We start from the raw sequence: 18,388 nt of genomic DNA on the forward strand, positions 1-18,388 counted from the left end.
CTGAAACACAATGCCTCGCTATATTGCCCTGCTCCGCGGCGTCAGCCCGATGAACTGCAAGATGCCGGAACTGAAAGCCGCCTTTGAAAGTGCCGGATTTTCCAACGTCAAGACGCTTCTATCAAGCGGCAATGTAGCATTCGACGCCCGTTCCGCCTCCGAAGCCGCGCTGGAACGCAAGGCCGAGGCAGCGATGGCCAAGGCGCTCGGCCGCAGCTTCTACACCATTATCCGCTCGCAAAAACACCTGCAAGACCTGCTGGCGGCGGACCCCTATCCTGGCCTGGGCGCCGAGCCGGCTGCCAAGCGCGTGGTGAGCTTCCTGCGTGCCGCGCCATCCGCGACCGTGCTGCCGCCGCCCATCAGCGGCGCTGAAATGCTTGGCGTAATTGGAAGCGAGGTGTTTTCGACCTACTTGCCCAGCAGCGACGGCCCGGTCTTCATGCGCCTGATCGAGAAGACTTTCGGCAAGGACATCACCACCCGCACCTGGGACACGGTGCGCAAGTGCGCGTCAGCCTGATGCCTGGACAGCACTGGTCGGGAAACGCCCTGCTCTCGCCCGGCTTCGGCGTATTCCGCGGCGCGATCGGCGACAGCGCACTGCACGCCCATTACGCGCACCAGCTGGTCATTTCGCTCCATGGCGAAATTGGCGTGGCCTTCCCTACCGGCCCGCTGCGCGCCCCCGGAATTGCCATCCCGGCAGGACTGCCGCATTGCGTCTGCGCCGACGAGGCGCTCCTGGTCTACCTGGACCCGCTGACGCCGGAAGGAACGGCCTTGTTCCAGGCCCCGGCCGACACGCCGGCGCTGCTGGCCGACGATCTGTGCAGCCAGCTCCTCGCGGCCGCCGATACAGGCCAGCCCCTGCGCAGCGTGCTGCGGCAGGCTTTCGGCCTGTCCCGGCCCTCGGCTCAGGATGCGCGCATGACCGCCGTCGCTGGAGCGCTGCGCGCAGGCATTGCGGAAGGCGGCGCAAGCAGGCTCCAGCTGGCCGAGCTTGCCCATCTGTCGCCCGACCGTTTTTCCCACTGGTTCGTCGAACAGACCGGCCTCCCCTTGCGCAGCTATCGTAAATGGCTGCGCCTGGAACTGGCACTACACCGGCTTGCTCAGCGCGGCAACCTGACCGACGCGGCGCACGCCGCCGGTTTCGCCGACTCGGCCCACCTTTCGCGTACTTTCCGCGAGATGTTCGGCCTTAACCCGGCCGCCCTTCTGCGCGGCATCGTGCTGGATAGCTCTTTCGTTCAAGCCACCTGACGCGCGCGCCCTTACGCTGGCCTTCTTTCACCACTGGAGGTCAACATGAAGCAATGGACGATACGCTACCTGAGTTATCCAATCGTTTTTGGCGGCGCCGCCGCGGCGATTTTCTGGGCCGCCACGCAAGGCTTGCCCTACTGGCCAGCCGTGCCGCTGATGGCGCTGGCGGCCATTGCCTGCGTCGCCCTGCTCGAACGCTTGCAGCCCTATGAGGCGGCCTGGCTGGCCGATCATGGCGATACGCGCACCGACTGCCTGTACTTCCTGGTCAACGCAAGCGTCCTGTATGGCAGTATTGAAATCCTGTCCTGGGCACGCGCCCTGTTGCCTGCGCCAGCAGCCTGGCCGGCCACCTGGCCGGCTTGGGCGCAAATCGCCGCTGCCATGGTCGTGCTCGATTTCGGCTTGTTTTTTATGCACTGGCTGAGCCATCGCCACCACCGCCTGTGGCTGTTCCACGAAGCGCACCATAGCAGCGAACGCCTGTACTGGCTGAACAGCGAACGGCGCCACCCGCTGCACGCCATGATGATGGGCGCTCCGGGTTTTGCCGTCCTGCTGGCACTGGGCGCGCCCGCAGTCACGGTCGCGACCGGCCTGGCCATTCTTTCCGTCCACCTGGCCTTCCAGCACGCCAACCTCGACTATTCGCTGGGTCCGTTGCGCCACCTGTTCGGCGTCGCCCAGACCCATCGCTGGCACCACAAACGCAAATACGAGGACGCCCAGGTCAATTTCGGCGAATGGCTGATGCTGTGGGACCACCTGTTCCGCACCTACCGCCAGCCGCCGGGCCGCATCGGACAAGCTGACGTCGGCCTGGACAGCCAGGATGCCCCGTCTAAGTATCTTCGCCAATTGTTACGACCATTCCTGTGAGCTACAATGTCAAGCTTGTCCGGTAGGCCATCGCCCACCCGCTATCCACCCCGAGCCTGCCGAACCCGGCGAGCCCAGGGAAGAATATTCAGCGGAAAACCTCCGCATTTGAGGGAATAAACATGTCTCAAAAGTCTAAAATCATCTACACCCTTACCGACGAGGCGCCACTGCTGGCGACTTATTCCCTGCTGCCAATCGTGCAGAAATTCGCAGCCCCAGCCGGCGTCGACGTCGTCACCAGCGATATTTCGGTCGCCGCCCGCGTGCTGGCAGCCTTCCCGGAATGCCTGAGCGACGAACAGAAAGTGCCGGACAACCTGGCCGAACTGGGCGCCCTGACCCAGAACCCGGACACCAACATCATCAAGTTGCCTAATATTTCGGCATCGGTCTCCCAGCTGGTCGCCTGCATCCGCGAACTGCAGGCTGCCGGCTACAAGCTGCCGGACTACCCGGAAGACGCCAAGACCGAAGAAGAGAAAGCACTGAAAGCCCGCTACGGCAAGTGCATCGGCTCCGCCGTGAACCCGGTCCTGCGCGAAGGTAACTCCGACCGCCGCGCGCCAAAGGCAGTGAAAGAATACGCACGCAAGAACCCGCACTCGATGGGCGAATGGAGCCAGGCTTCGCGCACCCACGTATCGCACATGCACGGCGGCGACTTCTACCACGGCGAAAAGTCCATGACCCTGGACAAGGCCCGTGAAGTGAAGATGGAACTGATCACCAAGTCCGGCAAGACCATCGTGCTGAAACCGAAGGTCGCCCTGCAGGCCGGCGAGATCATCGACTCCATGTTCATGTCGAAGAAAGCCCTGCTGGAATTCTACGAGCGCGAAATCGACGACGCCTACAAAACCGGCGTGATGTTCTCGCTGCACGTGAAAGCGACCATGATGAAGGTATCGCACCCGATCGTGTTCGGCCACTGCGTACGCATCTTCTACAAGCAAGCGTTCGAGAAGCACGCCAAGCTGTTCGAAGAGCTGGGCGTGAACGTGAACAACGGCATGGTCAACCTGTACGAAAAGATCGAAAAGCTGCCAGCGTCGCAGAAGGACGAGATCCTGAAAGACCTGCACGCCTGCCTGGAAAACCGTCCGAAGCTGGCCATGGTCGATTCGGCCAAGGGCATCACCAACTTCCACTCGCCAAATGACGTGATCGTCGACGCATCGATGCCGGCCATGATCCGCATCGGCGGCAAGATGTGGGGCGCCGACGGCCGCACCGCCGACGTCAAGGCAGTCATGCCTGAATCGACCTTCGCCCGCATTTACCAGGAGATGATCAACTTCTGCAAATGGCATGGCAACTTCGACCCGAAAACCATGGGCACCGTGCCAAACGTAGGCCTGATGGCGCAGCAAGCCGAAGAATACGGCTCGCACGACAAGACCTTCGAAGTACCGGAAGGCGGCATCGCCAACATCACCGACCTGGCCACCGGCGAAGTGCTGCTGACCCAGAACGTGGAAGAAGGCGACATCTGGCGCATGTGCCAGGTGAAGGACGCTCCGATCCGTGACTGGGTCAAGCTGGCGGTCACCCGCGCCCGCAACTCCGGCATGCCTGCCGTGTTCTGGCTGGACACCTACCGTCCGCACGAAGCCGAAGTGATCAAGAAGGTCGAGACCTACCTGAAAGACCACGACACCACCGGCCTGGACATCCAGATCATGTCGCAGACCCGCGCCATGCGCTACTCCCTGGAGCGCGTATCGCGCGGCCTGGACACCATCTCGGTGACCGGCAACATCCTGCGCGACTACCTGACCGACCTGTTCCCGATCCTGGAACTGGGCACCTCGGCCAAGATGCTGTCCATCGTTCCGCTGATGGCAGGCGGCGGCATGTACGAAACCGGCGCCGGCGGCTCCGCACCGAAGCACGTCAAGCAGCTGGTGGAAGAAAACCACCTGCGCTGGGATTCGCTGGGCGAGTTCCTGGCGCTGGCCGTCTCGCTGGAAGAGCTGGGCATCAAGACCGGCAACGCCAAAGCCAAGATCCTGGCCAAGACCCTGGACGAAGCCACCGGCAAACTGCTGGACAACAACAAGTCGCCATCGCCACGCACCGGCGAGCTGGACAACCGCGGCAGCCACTTCTACCTGTCGATGTACTGGGCCCAGGCCCTGGCAGCGCAGAACGACGACGCCGAGCTGAAAGCCAAGTTCGCACCGCTGGCCAAGTCGCTGGCAGAGAACGAAGCAAAAATCGTCGAAGAGCTGAACTCCGTGCAAGGCGGCGCCATGGACATCGGCGGCTACTACAAGCCGGATGCAGCCAAGACCTCCGCCGTGATGCGCCCAAGCGCAACCTTCAACGCAGCACTGGCCGCCCTGTAACCCGGCCCCTGCCCTAGCTCCGTCTATAAAAGTCGGGGTCAGGTCTGGCAATCCGCCACAAAGTGGCGGATTGCCAGACCTGACCCCGACTTTCTTTTTACTATTGGCGGAAGCTGGCGATGAAGGCGTCGCGGGCGGCGTGGTGGGGGATGTCGCGGCGCCATACCATGACCGTCTCCACTTCGGCCACTTCCGGCGGCAAGGTGTGGCATTGCACGGTGCGGCCCAGGCCGCGCTGCCTCAGGACTTCACGCGGCATCATGGCGACGCCCATGCCGGCGGCAACACAGCCGATGATGGCTTCGAAGGTACCGAATTCGGCGATCCGCGTGTGGGCGACACCGGCGTCGGCAAACCACCATTCCAGGCGGCGCCGGTAGGAGCAGCCGCTGCGAAAAACCAGCAGCGTACGGCGCGCCACGTCAGCCGGTCCGGTGACTGGGCCGTGCAGCGCGTCGGTCAACAGCACCAGTTCTTCTACAAATACAGGCTGCTGTTCCAGTTCCGGGCGCTCGACCGGGCCGGAGACCAGCGCGAGATCGACCTTGTGATTCAGTACCTGCTGTATCTGGTAGTCGGTCGGGCCGGTATCGAGCAGCAGGTCCACTTGCGGATGCTTGCGGTGGAATGCGCCCAGCACGCGCGGCAGGCGCGCGGCGGCGGTGGTTTCCATCGAGCCGATATGTAGCTGTCCCGACGGCTCGTTCTCGCCGCGCACCGACATCTGCGCTTCGTCCGCCAGCCGCAGCAGGCGGTCGGCATATTCCAGCAGGCGCGTGCCCTCCGCGGTGATCAGCATGCGCCGCCCCGAACGGTTGAACAGGGTCACGCCCAGCGATTCCTCGAGCTGGTTCAGGCGCGCCGAGACGTTCGATTGCACCCGGTGCAGCCGCGCTGCGGCCTGGGTCACGCTGCCTTCTTCGGCCACGGTCTTGAATATCCTCAGCGAGGAGAGTTCCATTTCATTCTCCAATTGAGATAGATGAATTCATTATTATTCATTTTTATTGATGCGTGAAGACATTTATAGTTCAAGCTATCCAAAGGAGCTTCACCATGCACAAGCCATCCCCCGCCGTCCTGCTGGCCGCCAGCTTTGCCTTCATCATCGTCCAGCTCGACGTCACCATCGTCAACGTGGCCTTGCCGGAAATCGGCCGAGAGCTGGGCGCCAGCGTCAGCGCATTGCAGTGGGTGGTCGACGCTTATACCTTGGGCTTTGCCGTCTTCCTGTTGTCGGCGGGCGTGCTGGGCGACCGTTTCGGCGCACGCCGCGTGTTCCTGTCGGGCTTTGCCCTGTTTACACTCGCTTCGCTGGCTTGTGCGATGGCGCCGGGTGCGCTGGCATTGAACCTGGCGCGGGCCGTGCAAGGCGTCGGCGCCGCGCTGCTGGTGCCTAGCTCGCTGTCGATCCTGAACACGGCTTACGCTCACGACCGCGCCCAACTGGCCAAGGCCATCGCCTGGTGGACGGCTGCCGGCGGCGTATCGATTGCAGCCGGTCCGGTGCTGGGCGGCTTGTTGATGAGTGTTGCCGGCTGGCGCAGCATTTTTTGGGTCAATATCCCGATTTGCGTGCTGGGTTTCTGGCTCACGCTGCGCGTGGTCCCTGCCCTGCGCGGCAAGGATCCGGCGCGCTCATTCGACATCAGCGGCCAGGTACTCGCCATCGTTGCGCTGACGGCGTTTATCGGCGCGGTGATCGAATTCAATACGCTGGGCGCCTCCAGCCACCTCGTGCAGGGCGCGCTGCTGGCGGCCCTGGTGTCGGCGGCCTTGTTCATTCGCAGCCAGCAGCGCAGCGCGGCGCCCATGCTGCCGCTTGGCCTGTTCCGGGACATCGGTTTTTCAGGCGCGGTACTATTTGGCGTCCTGGTCAACTTTGCCTATTACGGTGTGATCTTCGTACTCAGCTTCCATTTGCAGAAAGTGCGCGGCTTCTCAGTGATGCATGCGGGGCTGGTTTTCCTGCCGCTGACCGGCACCTTCATTTTCTCCAATATCGCCAGCGGCCGGTTGCAGGCGCGTGCGGGGTCGCGCTTGCCGATGATCGTCGGCGGGATGGTCGGCGCCGCGGGCTATGCTCTGTTGGGCGTCTTCGGTGTCGCACACGACGCCACATTCCTGGAAATGCTGCCAGGACTGGTGCTGATCCCGGCCGGCATGGGCCTCGCGGTGCCGGCCATGACCACCTCGATCCTGGCCGCCATCGATCGCAGCCAGGCCGGTACCGCGTCGGCGGTGTTGAATACGGCGCGCCAGGTGGGCGGCGCCATGGGCGTCGCGATCTTCGGCGCCATGCAGGATATCAAATTCGCACTGTCCGTTTCCACCATCTTGCTGCTGCTCGGCGCGCTGTTGGCCTGGTATTGCATCAAACACCCCATTTCAACCAAAGGAGCTTCTCTATGCCGTACGTAAATTTCCGCATCACCAAGGAAGGCGTCACCGCCGAACAGAAACTGGAATTGATCAAGGGCGCGACCGAACTGCTGCAGCGCGTGCTGAACAAGAACCCGGCAACCACCTTCGTCATCATCGATGAAGTGGAAACCGATAACTGGGGCATCGGTTACGACAACGTCACCACGCTGCGCGCCAAGGCCGCAGCAGCCAAGGCGCAAGGCGGCTGATCATCGCGGTTCAAGGCCATTGCCCGTGGCGGCCCAGTAAATACCGCCGTACAGGTGGTGGCGAAAGACCGGGTCGCCGTAGGTCGCGGGAAGATGGCCAAGCGCAGTGTAGAACGCGCGTCCGCCATCGTAGTCCTGATACCAGCTGACCGGGTGAAATGCGCCCATGCCTTGGGGTCCGGCCTTGTAAGTCGTCTCATCGACCGAGAGCAGATAGCTGACTTTGCTGGTGGCGGGCTTGAACGCGTACCATTCTTCCGTCACCAGGTTGCGCGCGGCGAAACGCTCCATGCCCGGGAAGCTGCGGTTCTCCACTTTCAGGATGGCGGTCTGGATCGCTGGATGGTGGTCGAACATATGCCCCACCAGCCTGGTGTACCACGGCCAGCCGTACTCCGTGTCCGACGCACTGTGCACACCAACATAACCTCTGCCGGAACGGATGTAGCGCTCGAACGCCCCCTTCTGTTTCGAGTCAAGTATATCTCCGGTCGTCTGCAGGAAGACTACGGCCTGGTATTTCGCCAGTTCCTGGTCACTGAATACGCGATTGGCGTCTTCGGTCCAGAACACATTGAAATCATGCAGCTTGCCCAGCTCCTGGATCGCCGCGACACCTGCCGGGATCGAGTCATGATGCCAGCCCGCTGTTTTCGAAAACACCAGCACGGTGAATTGCGCCGCTTGCACGCAGCTGGAAGCCAAAGCAAAAACTGCCGTTATCAACACTTTCACGCACATCCCTCCATTAGCGGCCCAGTTTGGTAACGCTATCACGAATTGCGCGAGACAAGTTGCTTCAATTTGGCAACAGGTGAGTATTTGCGAGACTTTTGAGGCATTTTCCGGCAGATCATAGGACGAATCTTACAAGGCGACGCTGCGGAGGATTCGGCCATGGATACTGAAATGGTGATACGCGCAGTCCAGCGCAAGCTGGGCATTGAAGCCGATGGACGCCCCGGCCCCATCACCTGGGCCGCCATCTATTCGAAGATCGTCGGCGAGGAAGTGCCGGCGGAACTGTCCGGAAATGTCGACGCACGAAGTGAGGCCGTCATCCTCACCTTGCACCCGACAGCCAGGTCATATGCCAGGGCCCTGGTCAACAAGGCCGCTTCGATCGGCATCGACATCAAGGTAATCAGCGGCCTGCGCTCATTTGCGGAGCAGGACAAGCTGTACGCCCAGGGCCGCACGACGCCGGGCAAGAAGGTGACCAACGCCAAGGGCGGCCAGTCAAACCACAACTATGGCATTGCATTCGATGTGGGGGTCTTCGATGGCACCAAATACCTCCCCACTTCGCCCAAATACAAGGTGGTCGGCGGCCTCGGGCAGGACCTGGGGCTTGAATGGGGCGGAAAATGGACCACGATCGTCGACCAACCGCACTTCCAGCTGCGGCCTGACTGGGCAAGGAACGAGTCGGAACGTGACATGCTGGTCGAACTATTCCGGCGCCATGAACAAGGTCTCGACTATTACGCCTGAACCCTAGTTGCAGCCGCAGAAGCGCTTCGGCTTGCTGGCATCGCACACGGTGCCATCAAGCTGCTTCCAGAAGAAGACCGTGTCGACACCGTAAGGCGAGCGCACATTGCCGGCACGCAGATAGCCCTGGCGGGCAAAGAATTCCTCGCCGGTTGCAGTGCTGTGGAGTTGCAAGGCCTTGACGCCCCAGCTGCAGGCTTGCTGTTCGACGCAGGCCAGCAGGGCCTTGCCTGCGCCGCGCTGGCGCACTTCGGGCAGCAGATAGCACAGGGCCAGCTTGCCGGCCGCGGTCAGCAAGGCCACGCCGACCACCGCGCCCTGCTCGACCGCCACCAGCGAATAGTTGGTGGGCGAAGCAAACCAGGACGCGACCGTTTCCGGCGTCTTGTTGCCAAGCCATGCGCCAAGAATGGCGGGATCGTTTTTATGGTCAAGCACACAACATTCGGCGATTGAGCGTCGCAGCACCTCACAGGCAGCCGTGGCGTCTCTCGCTTCCGCGCGGCGAATTTCAAAACTCATGCGTGCTCACAGGTATTCAATAACCGGAATATACACCAGCGGCAAAAACCCCGTATGAGGCCGCGTGCACGCAAGCTTATCCGGGGCCGAGACTAAGCTTATAACGAATAAGTAGTTTCCTTTCGGCGCGAGATTCTAGACCATGCATATCTGTTTTCACAATAGAGATTGCCATGACTTATAACAAATTCGCATTTGCACTCAGCACCGCACTGGCCGCGGCGACCTTCGGTTTTGCTTCGGGCGCATCGGCCGCCGAAGTGACCCTGCTGAACGTGTCCTATGACGTGGCACGTGAACTGTATAAGGACATCAACCCGGCTTTCGCGGCCGCGTACAAGAAGAGCACGGGCGTCGACGTCACCGTCAAGCAGTCGCACGGCGGCTCTTCCAAACAGGCGCGCGCCGTGGCCGATGGCCTGGAAGCGTCGGTGGTGACGATGAACCAGGCCAACGACATCGACATGCTGGCCGACCGCGGCCTGGTGGTACAGGACTGGGCCAAGAAATTCCCGAACAATGCGGCGCCGGCCTACTCCACCATGGTCTACCTGGTGCGCAAGGGCAATCCAAAGGCCATCAAGGACTGGGCCGACTTGGCCAAGCCGGGCGTGGCCGTCGTGATCCCGAATCCGAAAACCGCGGGCAATGGCCGCTACACTTATCTGGCGGCCTGGGGCTCGGTACTGAAGAAAGGCGGCAATGAAGCGCATGCCCGTGAACTGGTCGGCAAGATCTTCAAGAACGTGCCGGTGCTGGATGCTGGCGGCCGCGCAGCCACCACTACCTTCACCCAGCGCAAGATCGGCGACGTGCTGGTGACCTTTGAAAACGAAGTGAACCTGGTGCGCGCCGAATTCGGCGACGACTTCGAAGTGGTATATCCATCGTCCTCGATCCTGGCGGAGTCGCCGGTGGCCGTGGTGGACAAGGTGGTGGACAAGAAAGGCATCCGCAAGGAGGCCACTGCCTACCTGAATTTCCTGTACTCGGAAGGCGGCCAGGAGATCATCGCCAAGCACTACCTGCGCCCGCGCTCGGACGCCGTGTTCAAGAAGTATGCGGCCAACTTCAAGCCGATCTCGCTGTTCACCGTGGATGAAGTATTCGGCGGCTGGCGCGCAGCCCAGAAGAAGCACTTCGACGACGGCGGCGAGTTCGACAAGATCTACAGCTCGAAGTAAGCCTTACGCTTTCGTCAGGCGCTCAATCTGCGCCTTCTTCTCGGCCATGTCATGGTCGGTATCATGGAACCGCGCCGCGATGGCGCGGAACTCCTCCTGCAACCCGATGAATGCATCAACAATGTCGGGATCAAAGTGTTTTCCCTTGCCCTCGGTGATGATCTGTACCGCCTGCTCATGCGGCATGCCGTCCTTGTAGACGCGGCGGCTGATCAGGGCGTCGTACACATCCGCCACGGCCATCAGCCGCGCCGAAACCGGGATCGCTTCGCCGGCCAGCCCTTCCGGATAGCCTGAACCATCCCATTTTTCCTGGTGCGAATGAGCGATCTCCTTGGCGATCGACAGGAACGCCATCGGCGTGCCCAGCGAGCGTTCCGCGTGCTCGATGGCGGCGCGGCCCAGCGTGGTGTGGGTCTTCATGATTTCGAATTCGTGCGGCTCGAACCTGCCGGGCTTGAGCAGGATGCGGTCGGGGATGCCGACCTTGCCGATATCGTGCAGCGGGGCGGATTTGAACAGCAGGTTGATGTAGCTGTCGGTGAGCACCGCACTGAAGCGAGGATGGCCTTTCAGGCGTTCAGCCAGCGCCTTGACGTAGAACTGTGTGCGGCGGATATGGTTGCCGGTTTCGGAATCGCGGGTTTCGGCCATCGATGCCATGGCGAGGATGGTGACGTCCTGGATTGCCACCACTTCGCGCGTACGTTCGCGCACCTCCTGTTCCAGGAATTCGTTCTGGTCGCGCAGGAAGTCGGCATGCTCCTTCAGCATCAGGTGGTTGCGCACCCGGGCCAGCGTGATCGCCGGGCTGATTGGCTTGGTGATGTAGTCGACCGCGCCCAGGTCCAGGCCAAGCTGTTCGTCCTCCACCTCCGACTTCGCGGTCAGGAAGATGATGGGGATGTCGCGGGTGGCCGGATTGGCTTTCAGGCGGCGGCATACCTCATAGCCGTCCATCTCGGGCATCATCACGTCGAGCAGCACCACGTCCGGCGGCTGGCCGGTGGTGGCGATGCGCAGGGCTTTCTCGCCGCTGTTGGCGACCTTCACCTTGTACAGGTCTTTCAGCAGGTCGTTCATCAGCACCAGGTTGTCGGGCGAGTCGTCGACCAGCAGCACGGTTTTCCTTGCGATCAGTTCCAGTTCCATCTCACTTTTCCTCCAGGCTTACCATTGCTTCGTCCAGCGCCGCCAGCGCGGCTTCCAGGTCCAGGTTACCAATTCCGTTTTCAATTCGTCGCCAGTGATCGGGCAAGGCCGCCTTGAATTGCGCCAGCTCCGCCTCCCACAGCTCGGCCGCTTCCGAGTCGCTGTCCGCCAGCAGGTGGCGCAGGCGGCCAAGCGGCGGTGCGGCGGCCGGCATGGCAGGCACCAGCGCAGGGTGCACGGCGCCGCCGCGCATTTCTGCGTCGAGCGCGCGCAGCGCTGCCAGCAGCGGATCGAGCTCCACCAGCACCATTGCCAGCAGGCGTTCCAGGTCCTCGCGCGCGGCCCCGTTCTGGCACGCCTGCTCCAGCGCCTGCGCAGCCTCCTGCACGCTGCGCGCACCGATATTGCCGGCCACGCCCTTCAAGGTATGCGCCAGCCGCTCCGGCGCAGTCGCATCGCCGCCCATGAGCGCGTGCACGAACATGGCGGCGAAGTCCTGCTGGCCGTCGCGGAACTTCACCAGCAGGCGGCGGTATAGCTTTTCGTCGCCCATGGAGGTCGCGAGTCCGGCCCGGACGTCGACCATCGGCAGCGCCGGCAGCGGCGCTGGCTTGCCGCCGGCGGCATCGACGGAGGCGGCGTGCGCATTGGACGCGGCAGGCAGCATGCCGGCCTGGCCCTCGCCCGGTGCCGGCCGCAGCCAGCGCGCCAGCGTGGCGTACATTTCGGCCACGTTGACCGGCTTGGCGATATGGTCCTGCATGCCGCTGGCCAGCACCTTCTCGCGGTCCCCGGCCATGGCGTTGGCCGTCATCGCGATAATCGGCAATTTGTCCAGGGCTGGATTGGCGCGGATCGCGCGCGAGGCCTGGAAGCCATCCATCACGGGCATCTGGCAGTCCATCAGCACGCCGTCAAAGCGCGTGTCCTGTGCCAGGATGTCCAGCGCTTCCTGCCCATGGCGCGCCAGCACCGCTTCGATGCCGGCCTTGCCCAGCAGGTCGATCGCCAGCTCCTGGTTCATCTCGTTGTCTTCGACCAGCAGCACGCGCGTGCCTGACAGGCGCGCCATGACGTCGACCTGGTGCATGTCGCGCTCGGCCGCACGCCGCCCCTCGGCCAGCACGCCCTTGCCCAGGGCCTCGCCCACCGCTTCCAGCAGGGCAGACGGCGTTACCGGCTTGGTCAGCACGGACTTGAGCCGGACCCGGCGCTCCTCCGCGCTGGTCAAGGCTTCCTCGCGGCCGTAGGCGGTCACCATGATCACCGCCGGCAGCCGGCCGGCGTCCCCCGATTGCAGGCGCCGCACCGTTTCCACCCCGTCCATGGACGGCATCTTCCAGTCCATCAGGATCAGGTCGTACGGCATGGCCTTCTGCCCGGCACGCGCAGCCATGTCCAGCGCCTGCTGCCCGCCCAGCGCCACGTCCACTTCCAGCCCGAAGGAGCGTGCGACCGTGGACAGGATTTCGCGCGCCGACGCATTGTCGTCCACCACCAGGACCCGCACGCCGAGCAATTCGTCGGCCCGGAACATGCGGCGCGGCTTCGGGTTGGCCTGCAATCCGAAGCGTGCGGTGAAGTGGAAGGTGGAGCCCATGCCTTGCGCGCTTTCGACCCAGATGCGCCCGCCCATCAGCTCCAGCAGGTTCTTGCAGATCACCAGGCCCAGGCCGGTGCCACCGTATTTGCGCGTGGTGGAGGCATCGGCCTGGCTGAAGGACTGGAACAGCTTGGCGCTCTGCGCCTCGCTCATGCCGATGCCGGAGTCGCGCACCCAGAAGTGCAGTTCAACGCCCGCCGCGTCCTGCGCCCACTGTTCGATGCCGACCACCACCTCGCCCTGCTCGGTGAACTTGACGGCATTATTGGCCAGGTTGACCAGCACCTGGCCGATGCGCAGCGGATCGCCCACCAGGCCGGTCGGCAATTCCGGCGCTACCTGGAACAGCAGTTCAAGGCCCTTGTCCTCGGCCTTGAAGCCGATCAGGTTGGCCAGGTTGTCCAGCACGTCATCGAGGTCGAATTCAACCTGTTCCACCGTCATCTTGCCGGCCTCGATCTTCGAGAAGTCGAGGATGTCGTTGATGATGCCCAGCAGGTTCTCGCCGGCGCGCTGCACCTTCTCGACGTAGTTGCGCTGGCGCTTATCGAGCTTGGTCTGCAGCGCCAGGTGCGACATGCCGATGATGGCGTTCATCGGGGTGCGGATTTCGTGGCTCATATTGGCCAGGAAATCGCTCTTGGCACGGGTGGCGGCCTGCGCCTGCTCCTTGGCCACGCGCAGCTCGTCCTCGGCAGCTTTTTGCGCAGTGATGTCCTGGTAGACGCCATACATGAAGCGCGGCGTGCCGTCCTGCTCGTCGCGCACCACGGTGCCGACGGCGTGCAGCCAGATCACCCGGCCGTCGAGCGGGCGCTTGTAGGCATACACCGCGTCGAACTTGTCGTAGCTGCCGTCGAGGGCGCCCTGCACCCGGGCCGCCACGCGCAGCGCCCCTTCGGGATCGGCTTCCACCACGCGCGCAAACCATTCGTCCTGCAGGTGGTAGCGGCCGCCGGGCCGCGGCGGTTCGCCCAGCAGGCGCGCGGCGCGTTCGGACTGCGTGTAGTATTCGGGATCGCTGTAGTCCACCACCCAGTAGCCGCAGCCGGTCATTTCCAGCGCGATATCGCCGAGGAAGTTGCTGCGCTGGATCTGCTCTTCCAGCTGCTTGCGTTCGGTGATGTCGCGAAACACCACCACCGAGCCGACCTGCGCGCCATCCTTGTACATGGGCCGGTCCGCGTAGTCCACCGGGAAGGCGCTGCCGTCCTTGCGCTTCAGCAGCTCGCCATCCTGTTGCCATTCGGCGCCTACCAGCTCGCCTTCCTCGTAGCCAAGCAAGGCCGGCGCCGCCGGGTTGACGAAGGTGACCCGGCCGGCCAGGTCGAGGCCGACGATGCCGTCGCTGACGGCGCCCAGCACCAGCCGGCTGCGCTCTTCCAGCAGCCTGGTGCGCTCGTTGCGCTCCAGGATTTCCATATTCATCGCGATCACCGGCAGCGCGCCATCGAGCAGCGCCTGGGCCTGGTCGCCGTAAGGCTCCAGCGTTGCCAGTTCCAGCACGCCCAGCAGGCGTTCATTGCGCAGCACCGGCACGATGGCAATGCTGGCAGGGTCGGCCTCGCCCAGCGCGGAGCCGATGCGCACATAGCCCGCCGGCGCCTGGCGCATGACGATCGGCTTGCGCTGCGCCGCGCACTGCCCGACCAGCCCTTCGCCGAGCAGGAAACGCTGCTGCGCCGCGGACCTGCCGCGCATCGCATAGCCGGCCAGCAGCGCCAGGCTGCCCTCTTCCGCCTCATGCCGGTAGAAGGCCGCGTGGCCTGCCTGCACCAGCGGCGCCAGCAGCGCCAGCGTGCGCGTCGCCAGGTCTTCCGCGCTTTCCGCCGATTGCAGGTCGTTGCCGATCGCCGCCAGGTGGGTCTTGAGCCAGCGCTGCGCCTCCATCTTGCACGCTTCCTCCTGCAGCACCTTGATCGAACGCGCCAGGCTGCCCATCTCGTTCGGGAAGTCGGTCAGCGGCACTTCGGCACCCAGCTTGCCCTTGGCCAGCTGCTGCACGGCGCTGCGCAGGCGGTCCGAAGGCAGCCGCACCGAACGTCCCACCAGGTAGCTGAAAAGCACGCCCAGCACCAGGCTCAGGCCCAGCAAGCCATAGGTGAGCTGCTTTTCGTAGCGCGACAATGCCTGCATCTCTTCGATCTGGTGGCGCGCGCTGTCTTCCTTGATTTCGGCGATGCGCGTCAAGGCATTATTGGCGCGGATGGCGTGTTCCTGGAACGCCGGATCCGCCACCACGGCGCCGGCCTGCTCCACCTGGCCGGCGCGCAACAGGCGCAGCGCGTCGTCCACGCGCAGGTGATAGTCGGCGTAGGCCGTTTCGAATTCGGCCAGGTTCTTGCGGTTCGCTTCGCGGATGATGCGCGGGCGCAGTTCCTCCAGCGCGCGGTCTTGCTTGCGCTGGGCCTCTTCGAGCATGGACATCGCATACTCGCGGCCAGCCCTGTCGCGCGCCAGCAAGGCTTGCTGCAAGGCCCGCCCGCGCTGAGCGAACTGGATCAGCGCATCCTTGGCGTCGGAGATGCCCAGCAAGTCATTCTTGTAGATGCCGAGGATCTCGTCATGCAGCCGGGCCTGGGTGGTGACGTTGTGCAGCCCGAACGCCAGCGTGATCAACAGGCTGCCGCCAAAACCCAGCGCGAGCTTCCACGTCAGGCCCAGTTTTTCAAGTCGCGTCAGTAAGCGGGCCACGCTTCCTCCCTACTCAGTCATATTGATTGCCAGCAGGTCGAGCGCTGACAGGAATTGTTCATAAGCCGCCGCATCCGGGGTTGCAAGCAGCGCCAGTTCCACGGCTCCCAGCAGGCGGCCTTGCAGCTGGACTGGCGCCAGCAGCAAGGCGCCCGGCGGCGCCTCGCCCAGCCCGGACCGGATGCGCCATGCCGCGCCCGCGCCGCTGGCGTCGACGATGCGCGCTTCGCGTTCCAGGGCGCACTGGCCAAGCAGGCCCTCGCCCAGCGCCAAGCGCGCCGGCGGCGCAGTGCAGGCATAGCTGGCGGCCAGCGCCAGGCCATCGGCGACGGCAGCGTAGATGCTGCCCTGCATGGCGCCGAACAGCAGGTGGCATTGGTCGAGGAAGGCCGTGAGGCGGGCATGGCGGCTGCTTGCCTGCTGCATCTGCAGCGCCACCTGGGCCAGCTGCATCTTGCGTTCGGCGCGCAGTTGCTGCTCCTGCGCCACGCGTTCGAGCTCGCGGTGGGCGCGCTGCTGCGCCGCCTGGCTGCGCACGGCGCGCAGGCCGGCCGCGCCGAGCAGGAGCACCATGGCCGCGGCCATGGCAGCGGCAGGCAGGCCGCTGCCCGGCGGCACGCTCTGGCCCAGGTCTTCCAGCACCACCAGCTGCCAGGCGCCGGATGGATCGTGCCAGTCCACGCTGGCCGAAGCCACCGCAAAATGCCGGCCTTCGCCCTGCACCATGCCCGGCGCCAGCTTGATCGGCAGCGGGCGCGGCTCCTTCTCTTCGAACAACTTGCCGAACTGGCGCACGGCCCGGATGCCGGCCACCCGGGCCGGCGTCACCTCGCCGGCCAGCATGCCGCGCCATTCGCGCCGGCTGCTGGCAAACACCACGCCTTGCGGCGACAGCAGGATGGCGGCCTGGCCGCTGCGCGCCAGCAGGCGCTCCAGCTTGTCCATGCCGGTGCGCGCCACCACCACGCCCACCGGATCGCCGCGGCGCGCCATGCCGGCGTAGACCGGGGCGGCGAAATACAGGGCATGGTCGCCGCGCGCCAGGCTGACGGCGGCGTAGATATTGTTGCGCCCGGCCATGGCTTCCTTGTAATAAGGCCGGAAGCGCACGTCGATGCCGGTCGATGGTTTTCCGCTATCGTCCCAGGACGATTTGACGAAGCCGTCCCGGCCCACCACGAATAAACCCTGGATTTGCTGGCTGCGGGCCACGTTTTCCAATAAGGCCGATATTTTCGGCTGGTTGGCGGGAATTGACTCGGTACTGTCTTTTTTGATATCCGGCTCAATCAATCCGAGCAGGGAAATCGCCCCCATCAAATTACTGTCCAGGGTTAATGACATTGCAGCAATAGCGTCGCGCTGCACGTCGATATTCAATAATTCCAGCCTGGCCTGTTCCAGCCCGGCGCGGTAGCTGCTGCCGGCCAGCAGGGCCGCTGCCGCGGCCAATAGCGCGACCACAGCCCAGGCCCGCAAGCGATATTTTGCAATTCTCTCAATTACCAACATGGCAAATTTCAAGAAGGAAATATTATCGAATAACAATACCAGCATTCCCGCCGCGCGTGCCGCACGCCATGGTTTTTATTGTTCAGTTGCGCATGATTGACGTTTGCTGGACGAGTTAACCCGATAGTGATATCGTCCCTATTTAGAATATTGCCCTTAATCCAGCAATATTCCGCCCCGAACGAACGCCTCAAACCCATCATGTTCAAGAAAATAACCGCAGCCCTGCTGGTGTCGATCTCCGCAGCCGCGTTTGCCGTGCCTTTGGGCTCGCAATCTGTGCTTGTCGTCGAGGATGAGACTGGCAAAGTGCTGGTCGAGAAGAACGCCACCGCCGTTGTTCCGATCGCCTCCCTGACTAAATTGATGACCGCAATGGTCGTGCTCGACTCCAAGCTTGATATGGACGAGCAAATCAGCATCGACAAGGACGATGTCGATACGCTCAAGCACAGCACCTCGCGCGTGCCGGTCGGCGCCACCCTGTCGCGCGGCGAAGTGCTGCAACTGGCGCTGATGTCGTCCGATAACCGCGCCGCGGCCGCGCTGGCCCGCACCTTCCCCGGCGGCCCGGCCGCCTTTACTGCCGCGGTGCACGCCAAGATCCAGCAGCTCGGCATGACCAGCACCCGGATCGATGAACCGACCGGCCTGTCGCCTAACAATACATCGAACGCGGCCGACCTGGTGAAAATGGCTGCCGCCGCCGCCCAGTATCCCGAGATCCGCCGCATCACTACCGATACCGAGGAAGTGATCAATATGAAGGGGCGCATGGTGCAGTACCACAACACCAACCGCCTGGTCGGCGCCAAGGGCTGGGATATCGGCCTGTCCAAGACCGGCTATACCGAAGAAGCGGGCCGCTGCCTGATCATGCGCATCACGGAAGCCGGCCGCGCAGCAACCCTGGTGCTGCTGAACGCCGGGGGCAATTCAGCGCGCCTGATGGATGCGCTGAACATCCGCCGCCTGCTGGCGGGCGACAACGCTCCCAAAGTGATGAAAGCATCCAGCCCGCGCAAGAAGGCCGTGCGCACAACGGAACGCCGTCGCCGCCGCATGTAAGACGCCTGACGGGGTTCGCTGCCGAGA

At 63.5% G+C, this 18,388-nt stretch carries 15 protein-coding genes; 9 read left to right on the top strand and 6 right to left on the bottom strand.

Annotated elements, in window-relative coordinates:
- Window positions 1-10: 10 nt before the first annotated feature.
- The 4 genes from ACN9MU_RS19650 (at window position 11) to ACN9MU_RS19665 (ending at window position 4,499) form a co-directional block, all read left to right on the top strand.
- Window positions 11-523, top strand: a complete 513-nt coding sequence (locus ACN9MU_RS19650; RefSeq protein WP_426318318.1) for a DUF1697 domain-containing protein — start codon at window positions 11-13, stop codon at window positions 521-523.
- Window positions 508-1,266: a helix-turn-helix domain-containing protein gene (locus ACN9MU_RS19655; protein WP_426343321.1), complete on the top strand. Its 759-nt coding sequence runs from the start codon at window positions 508-510 to the stop codon at window positions 1,264-1,266. The genes ACN9MU_RS19650 and ACN9MU_RS19655 overlap by 16 nt, the downstream gene beginning before the upstream one ends.
- A gap of 45 nt (window positions 1,267-1,311) precedes the next feature.
- A complete protein-coding gene (locus ACN9MU_RS19660; RefSeq protein ID WP_426343322.1) occupies window positions 1,312-2,148 on the top strand; it encodes a sterol desaturase family protein in 837 nt (278 codons plus the stop codon).
- A 122-nt stretch (window positions 2,149-2,270) separates the two neighbouring features.
- Window positions 2,271-4,499 carry an NADP-dependent isocitrate dehydrogenase gene (locus tag ACN9MU_RS19665; RefSeq protein ID WP_426343323.1) on the top strand — a complete coding sequence of 743 codons (2,229 nt, stop codon included), beginning with the start codon at window positions 2,271-2,273 and terminating at the stop codon, window positions 4,497-4,499.
- A gap of 100 nt (window positions 4,500-4,599) precedes the next feature.
- Here ACN9MU_RS19665 and ACN9MU_RS19670 read toward each other — a convergent pair whose 3' ends face one another.
- The gene (locus ACN9MU_RS19670; protein ID WP_426343324.1) at window positions 4,600-5,460 is read right to left on the bottom strand and encodes a LysR substrate-binding domain-containing protein; all 861 of its coding nucleotides are present in this window, start codon (window positions 5,458-5,460) and stop codon (window positions 4,600-4,602) included.
- Window positions 5,461-5,555: 95 nt separating this feature from the next.
- On the opposite strand from ACN9MU_RS19670, the gene ACN9MU_RS19675 reads away from it, so the two are divergent.
- Both ACN9MU_RS19675 and ACN9MU_RS19680 read left to right on the top strand, forming a co-directional pair.
- Entirely contained in the window at window positions 5,556-6,920 is a 1,365-nt protein-coding gene (locus tag ACN9MU_RS19675) for an MFS transporter (protein ID WP_426343325.1), read from the top strand.
- Complete coding sequence (locus ACN9MU_RS19680) at window positions 6,908-7,132, top strand: 2-hydroxymuconate tautomerase family protein (RefSeq protein ID WP_426162092.1); 225 nt, start codon at window positions 6,908-6,910, stop codon at window positions 7,130-7,132. The genes ACN9MU_RS19675 and ACN9MU_RS19680 overlap by 13 nt, the downstream gene beginning before the upstream one ends.
- Here the strand turns inward: ACN9MU_RS19680 and ACN9MU_RS19685 are convergent, their stop codons facing one another.
- Window positions 7,133-7,867 carry a ThuA domain-containing protein gene (locus ACN9MU_RS19685; protein ID WP_426162093.1) on the bottom strand — a complete coding sequence of 245 codons (735 nt, stop codon included), beginning with the start codon at window positions 7,865-7,867 and terminating at the stop codon, window positions 7,133-7,135.
- A gap of 162 nt (window positions 7,868-8,029) precedes the next feature.
- Between ACN9MU_RS19685 and ACN9MU_RS19690 the strand changes: the two genes are divergently transcribed.
- Entirely contained in the window at window positions 8,030-8,626 is a 597-nt protein-coding gene (locus tag ACN9MU_RS19690) for a M15 family metallopeptidase (RefSeq protein ID WP_426162094.1), read from the top strand.
- A 3-nt stretch (window positions 8,627-8,629) separates the two neighbouring features.
- Here the strand turns inward: ACN9MU_RS19690 and ACN9MU_RS19695 are convergent, their stop codons facing one another.
- Complete coding sequence (locus ACN9MU_RS19695; protein WP_426343326.1) at window positions 8,630-9,148, bottom strand: GNAT family N-acetyltransferase; 519 nt, start codon at window positions 9,146-9,148, stop codon at window positions 8,630-8,632.
- 173 nt (window positions 9,149-9,321) lie between these two features.
- Between ACN9MU_RS19695 and ACN9MU_RS19700 the strand changes: the two genes are divergently transcribed.
- Window positions 9,322-10,332, top strand: coding sequence for a sulfate ABC transporter substrate-binding protein (locus tag ACN9MU_RS19700; protein ID WP_426162097.1), 1,011 nt, complete (start codon window positions 9,322-9,324; stop codon window positions 10,330-10,332).
- A gap of 3 nt (window positions 10,333-10,335) precedes the next feature.
- Here ACN9MU_RS19700 and ACN9MU_RS19705 read toward each other — a convergent pair whose 3' ends face one another.
- Genes ACN9MU_RS19705 through ACN9MU_RS19715 form a run of 3 tightly spaced genes read right to left on the bottom strand, consistent with a single transcriptional unit; the run spans window position 10,336 to window position 17,260 of the window.
- Window positions 10,336-11,484, bottom strand: a complete 1,149-nt coding sequence (locus tag ACN9MU_RS19705) for a response regulator (RefSeq protein ID WP_426162099.1) — start codon at window positions 11,482-11,484, stop codon at window positions 10,336-10,338.
- Between the two features lies 1 nt (window position 11,485).
- A complete protein-coding gene (locus tag ACN9MU_RS19710; protein WP_426343327.1) occupies window positions 11,486-15,781 on the bottom strand; it encodes a response regulator in 4,296 nt (1,431 codons plus the stop codon).
- A 9-nt stretch (window positions 15,782-15,790) separates the two neighbouring features.
- Window positions 15,791-17,260: a cache domain-containing protein gene (locus ACN9MU_RS19715; protein ID WP_426343328.1), complete on the bottom strand. Its 1,470-nt coding sequence runs from the start codon at window positions 17,258-17,260 to the stop codon at window positions 15,791-15,793.
- 234 nt (window positions 17,261-17,494) lie between these two features.
- On the opposite strand from ACN9MU_RS19715, the gene ACN9MU_RS19720 reads away from it, so the two are divergent.
- On the top strand, window positions 17,495-18,361 hold the full coding sequence (locus ACN9MU_RS19720) for a serine hydrolase (RefSeq protein WP_426162104.1): 867 nt from the start codon (window positions 17,495-17,497) through the stop codon (window positions 18,359-18,361).
- Window positions 18,362-18,388 lie beyond the last annotated feature (27 nt).

Origin of the sequence: Pseudoduganella sp. R-32 (assembly GCF_049913245.1) — a bacterium.
Taxonomy (GTDB): domain Bacteria; phylum Pseudomonadota; class Gammaproteobacteria; order Burkholderiales; family Burkholderiaceae_D; genus Rugamonas.

Coding starts and splice junctions, on each gene's coding strand:
- ACN9MU_RS19650 (WP_426318318.1), top strand. CDS start 11: ATGCCTCGCTATATTGCCCTGCTCCGCGGCGTCAGCCCGATGAACTGC.
- ACN9MU_RS19660 (WP_426343322.1), top strand. CDS start 1,312: ATGAAGCAATGGACGATACGCTACCTGAGTTATCCAATCGTTTTTGGC.
- ACN9MU_RS19665 (WP_426343323.1), top strand. CDS start 2,271: ATGTCTCAAAAGTCTAAAATCATCTACACCCTTACCGACGAGGCGCCA.
- ACN9MU_RS19670 (WP_426343324.1), bottom strand. CDS start 5,460: ATGGAACTCTCCTCGCTGAGGATATTCAAGACCGTGGCCGAAGAAGGC.
- ACN9MU_RS19675 (WP_426343325.1), top strand. CDS start 5,556: ATGCACAAGCCATCCCCCGCCGTCCTGCTGGCCGCCAGCTTTGCCTTC.
- ACN9MU_RS19680 (WP_426162092.1), top strand. CDS start 6,908: ATGCCGTACGTAAATTTCCGCATCACCAAGGAAGGCGTCACCGCCGAA.
- ACN9MU_RS19690 (WP_426162094.1), top strand. CDS start 8,030: ATGGATACTGAAATGGTGATACGCGCAGTCCAGCGCAAGCTGGGCATT.
- ACN9MU_RS19695 (WP_426343326.1), bottom strand. CDS start 9,148: ATGAGTTTTGAAATTCGCCGCGCGGAAGCGAGAGACGCCACGGCTGCC.
- ACN9MU_RS19700 (WP_426162097.1), top strand. CDS start 9,322: ATGACTTATAACAAATTCGCATTTGCACTCAGCACCGCACTGGCCGCG.
- ACN9MU_RS19705 (WP_426162099.1), bottom strand. CDS start 11,484: ATGGAACTGGAACTGATCGCAAGGAAAACCGTGCTGCTGGTCGACGAC.
- ACN9MU_RS19720 (WP_426162104.1), top strand. CDS start 17,495: ATGTTCAAGAAAATAACCGCAGCCCTGCTGGTGTCGATCTCCGCAGCC.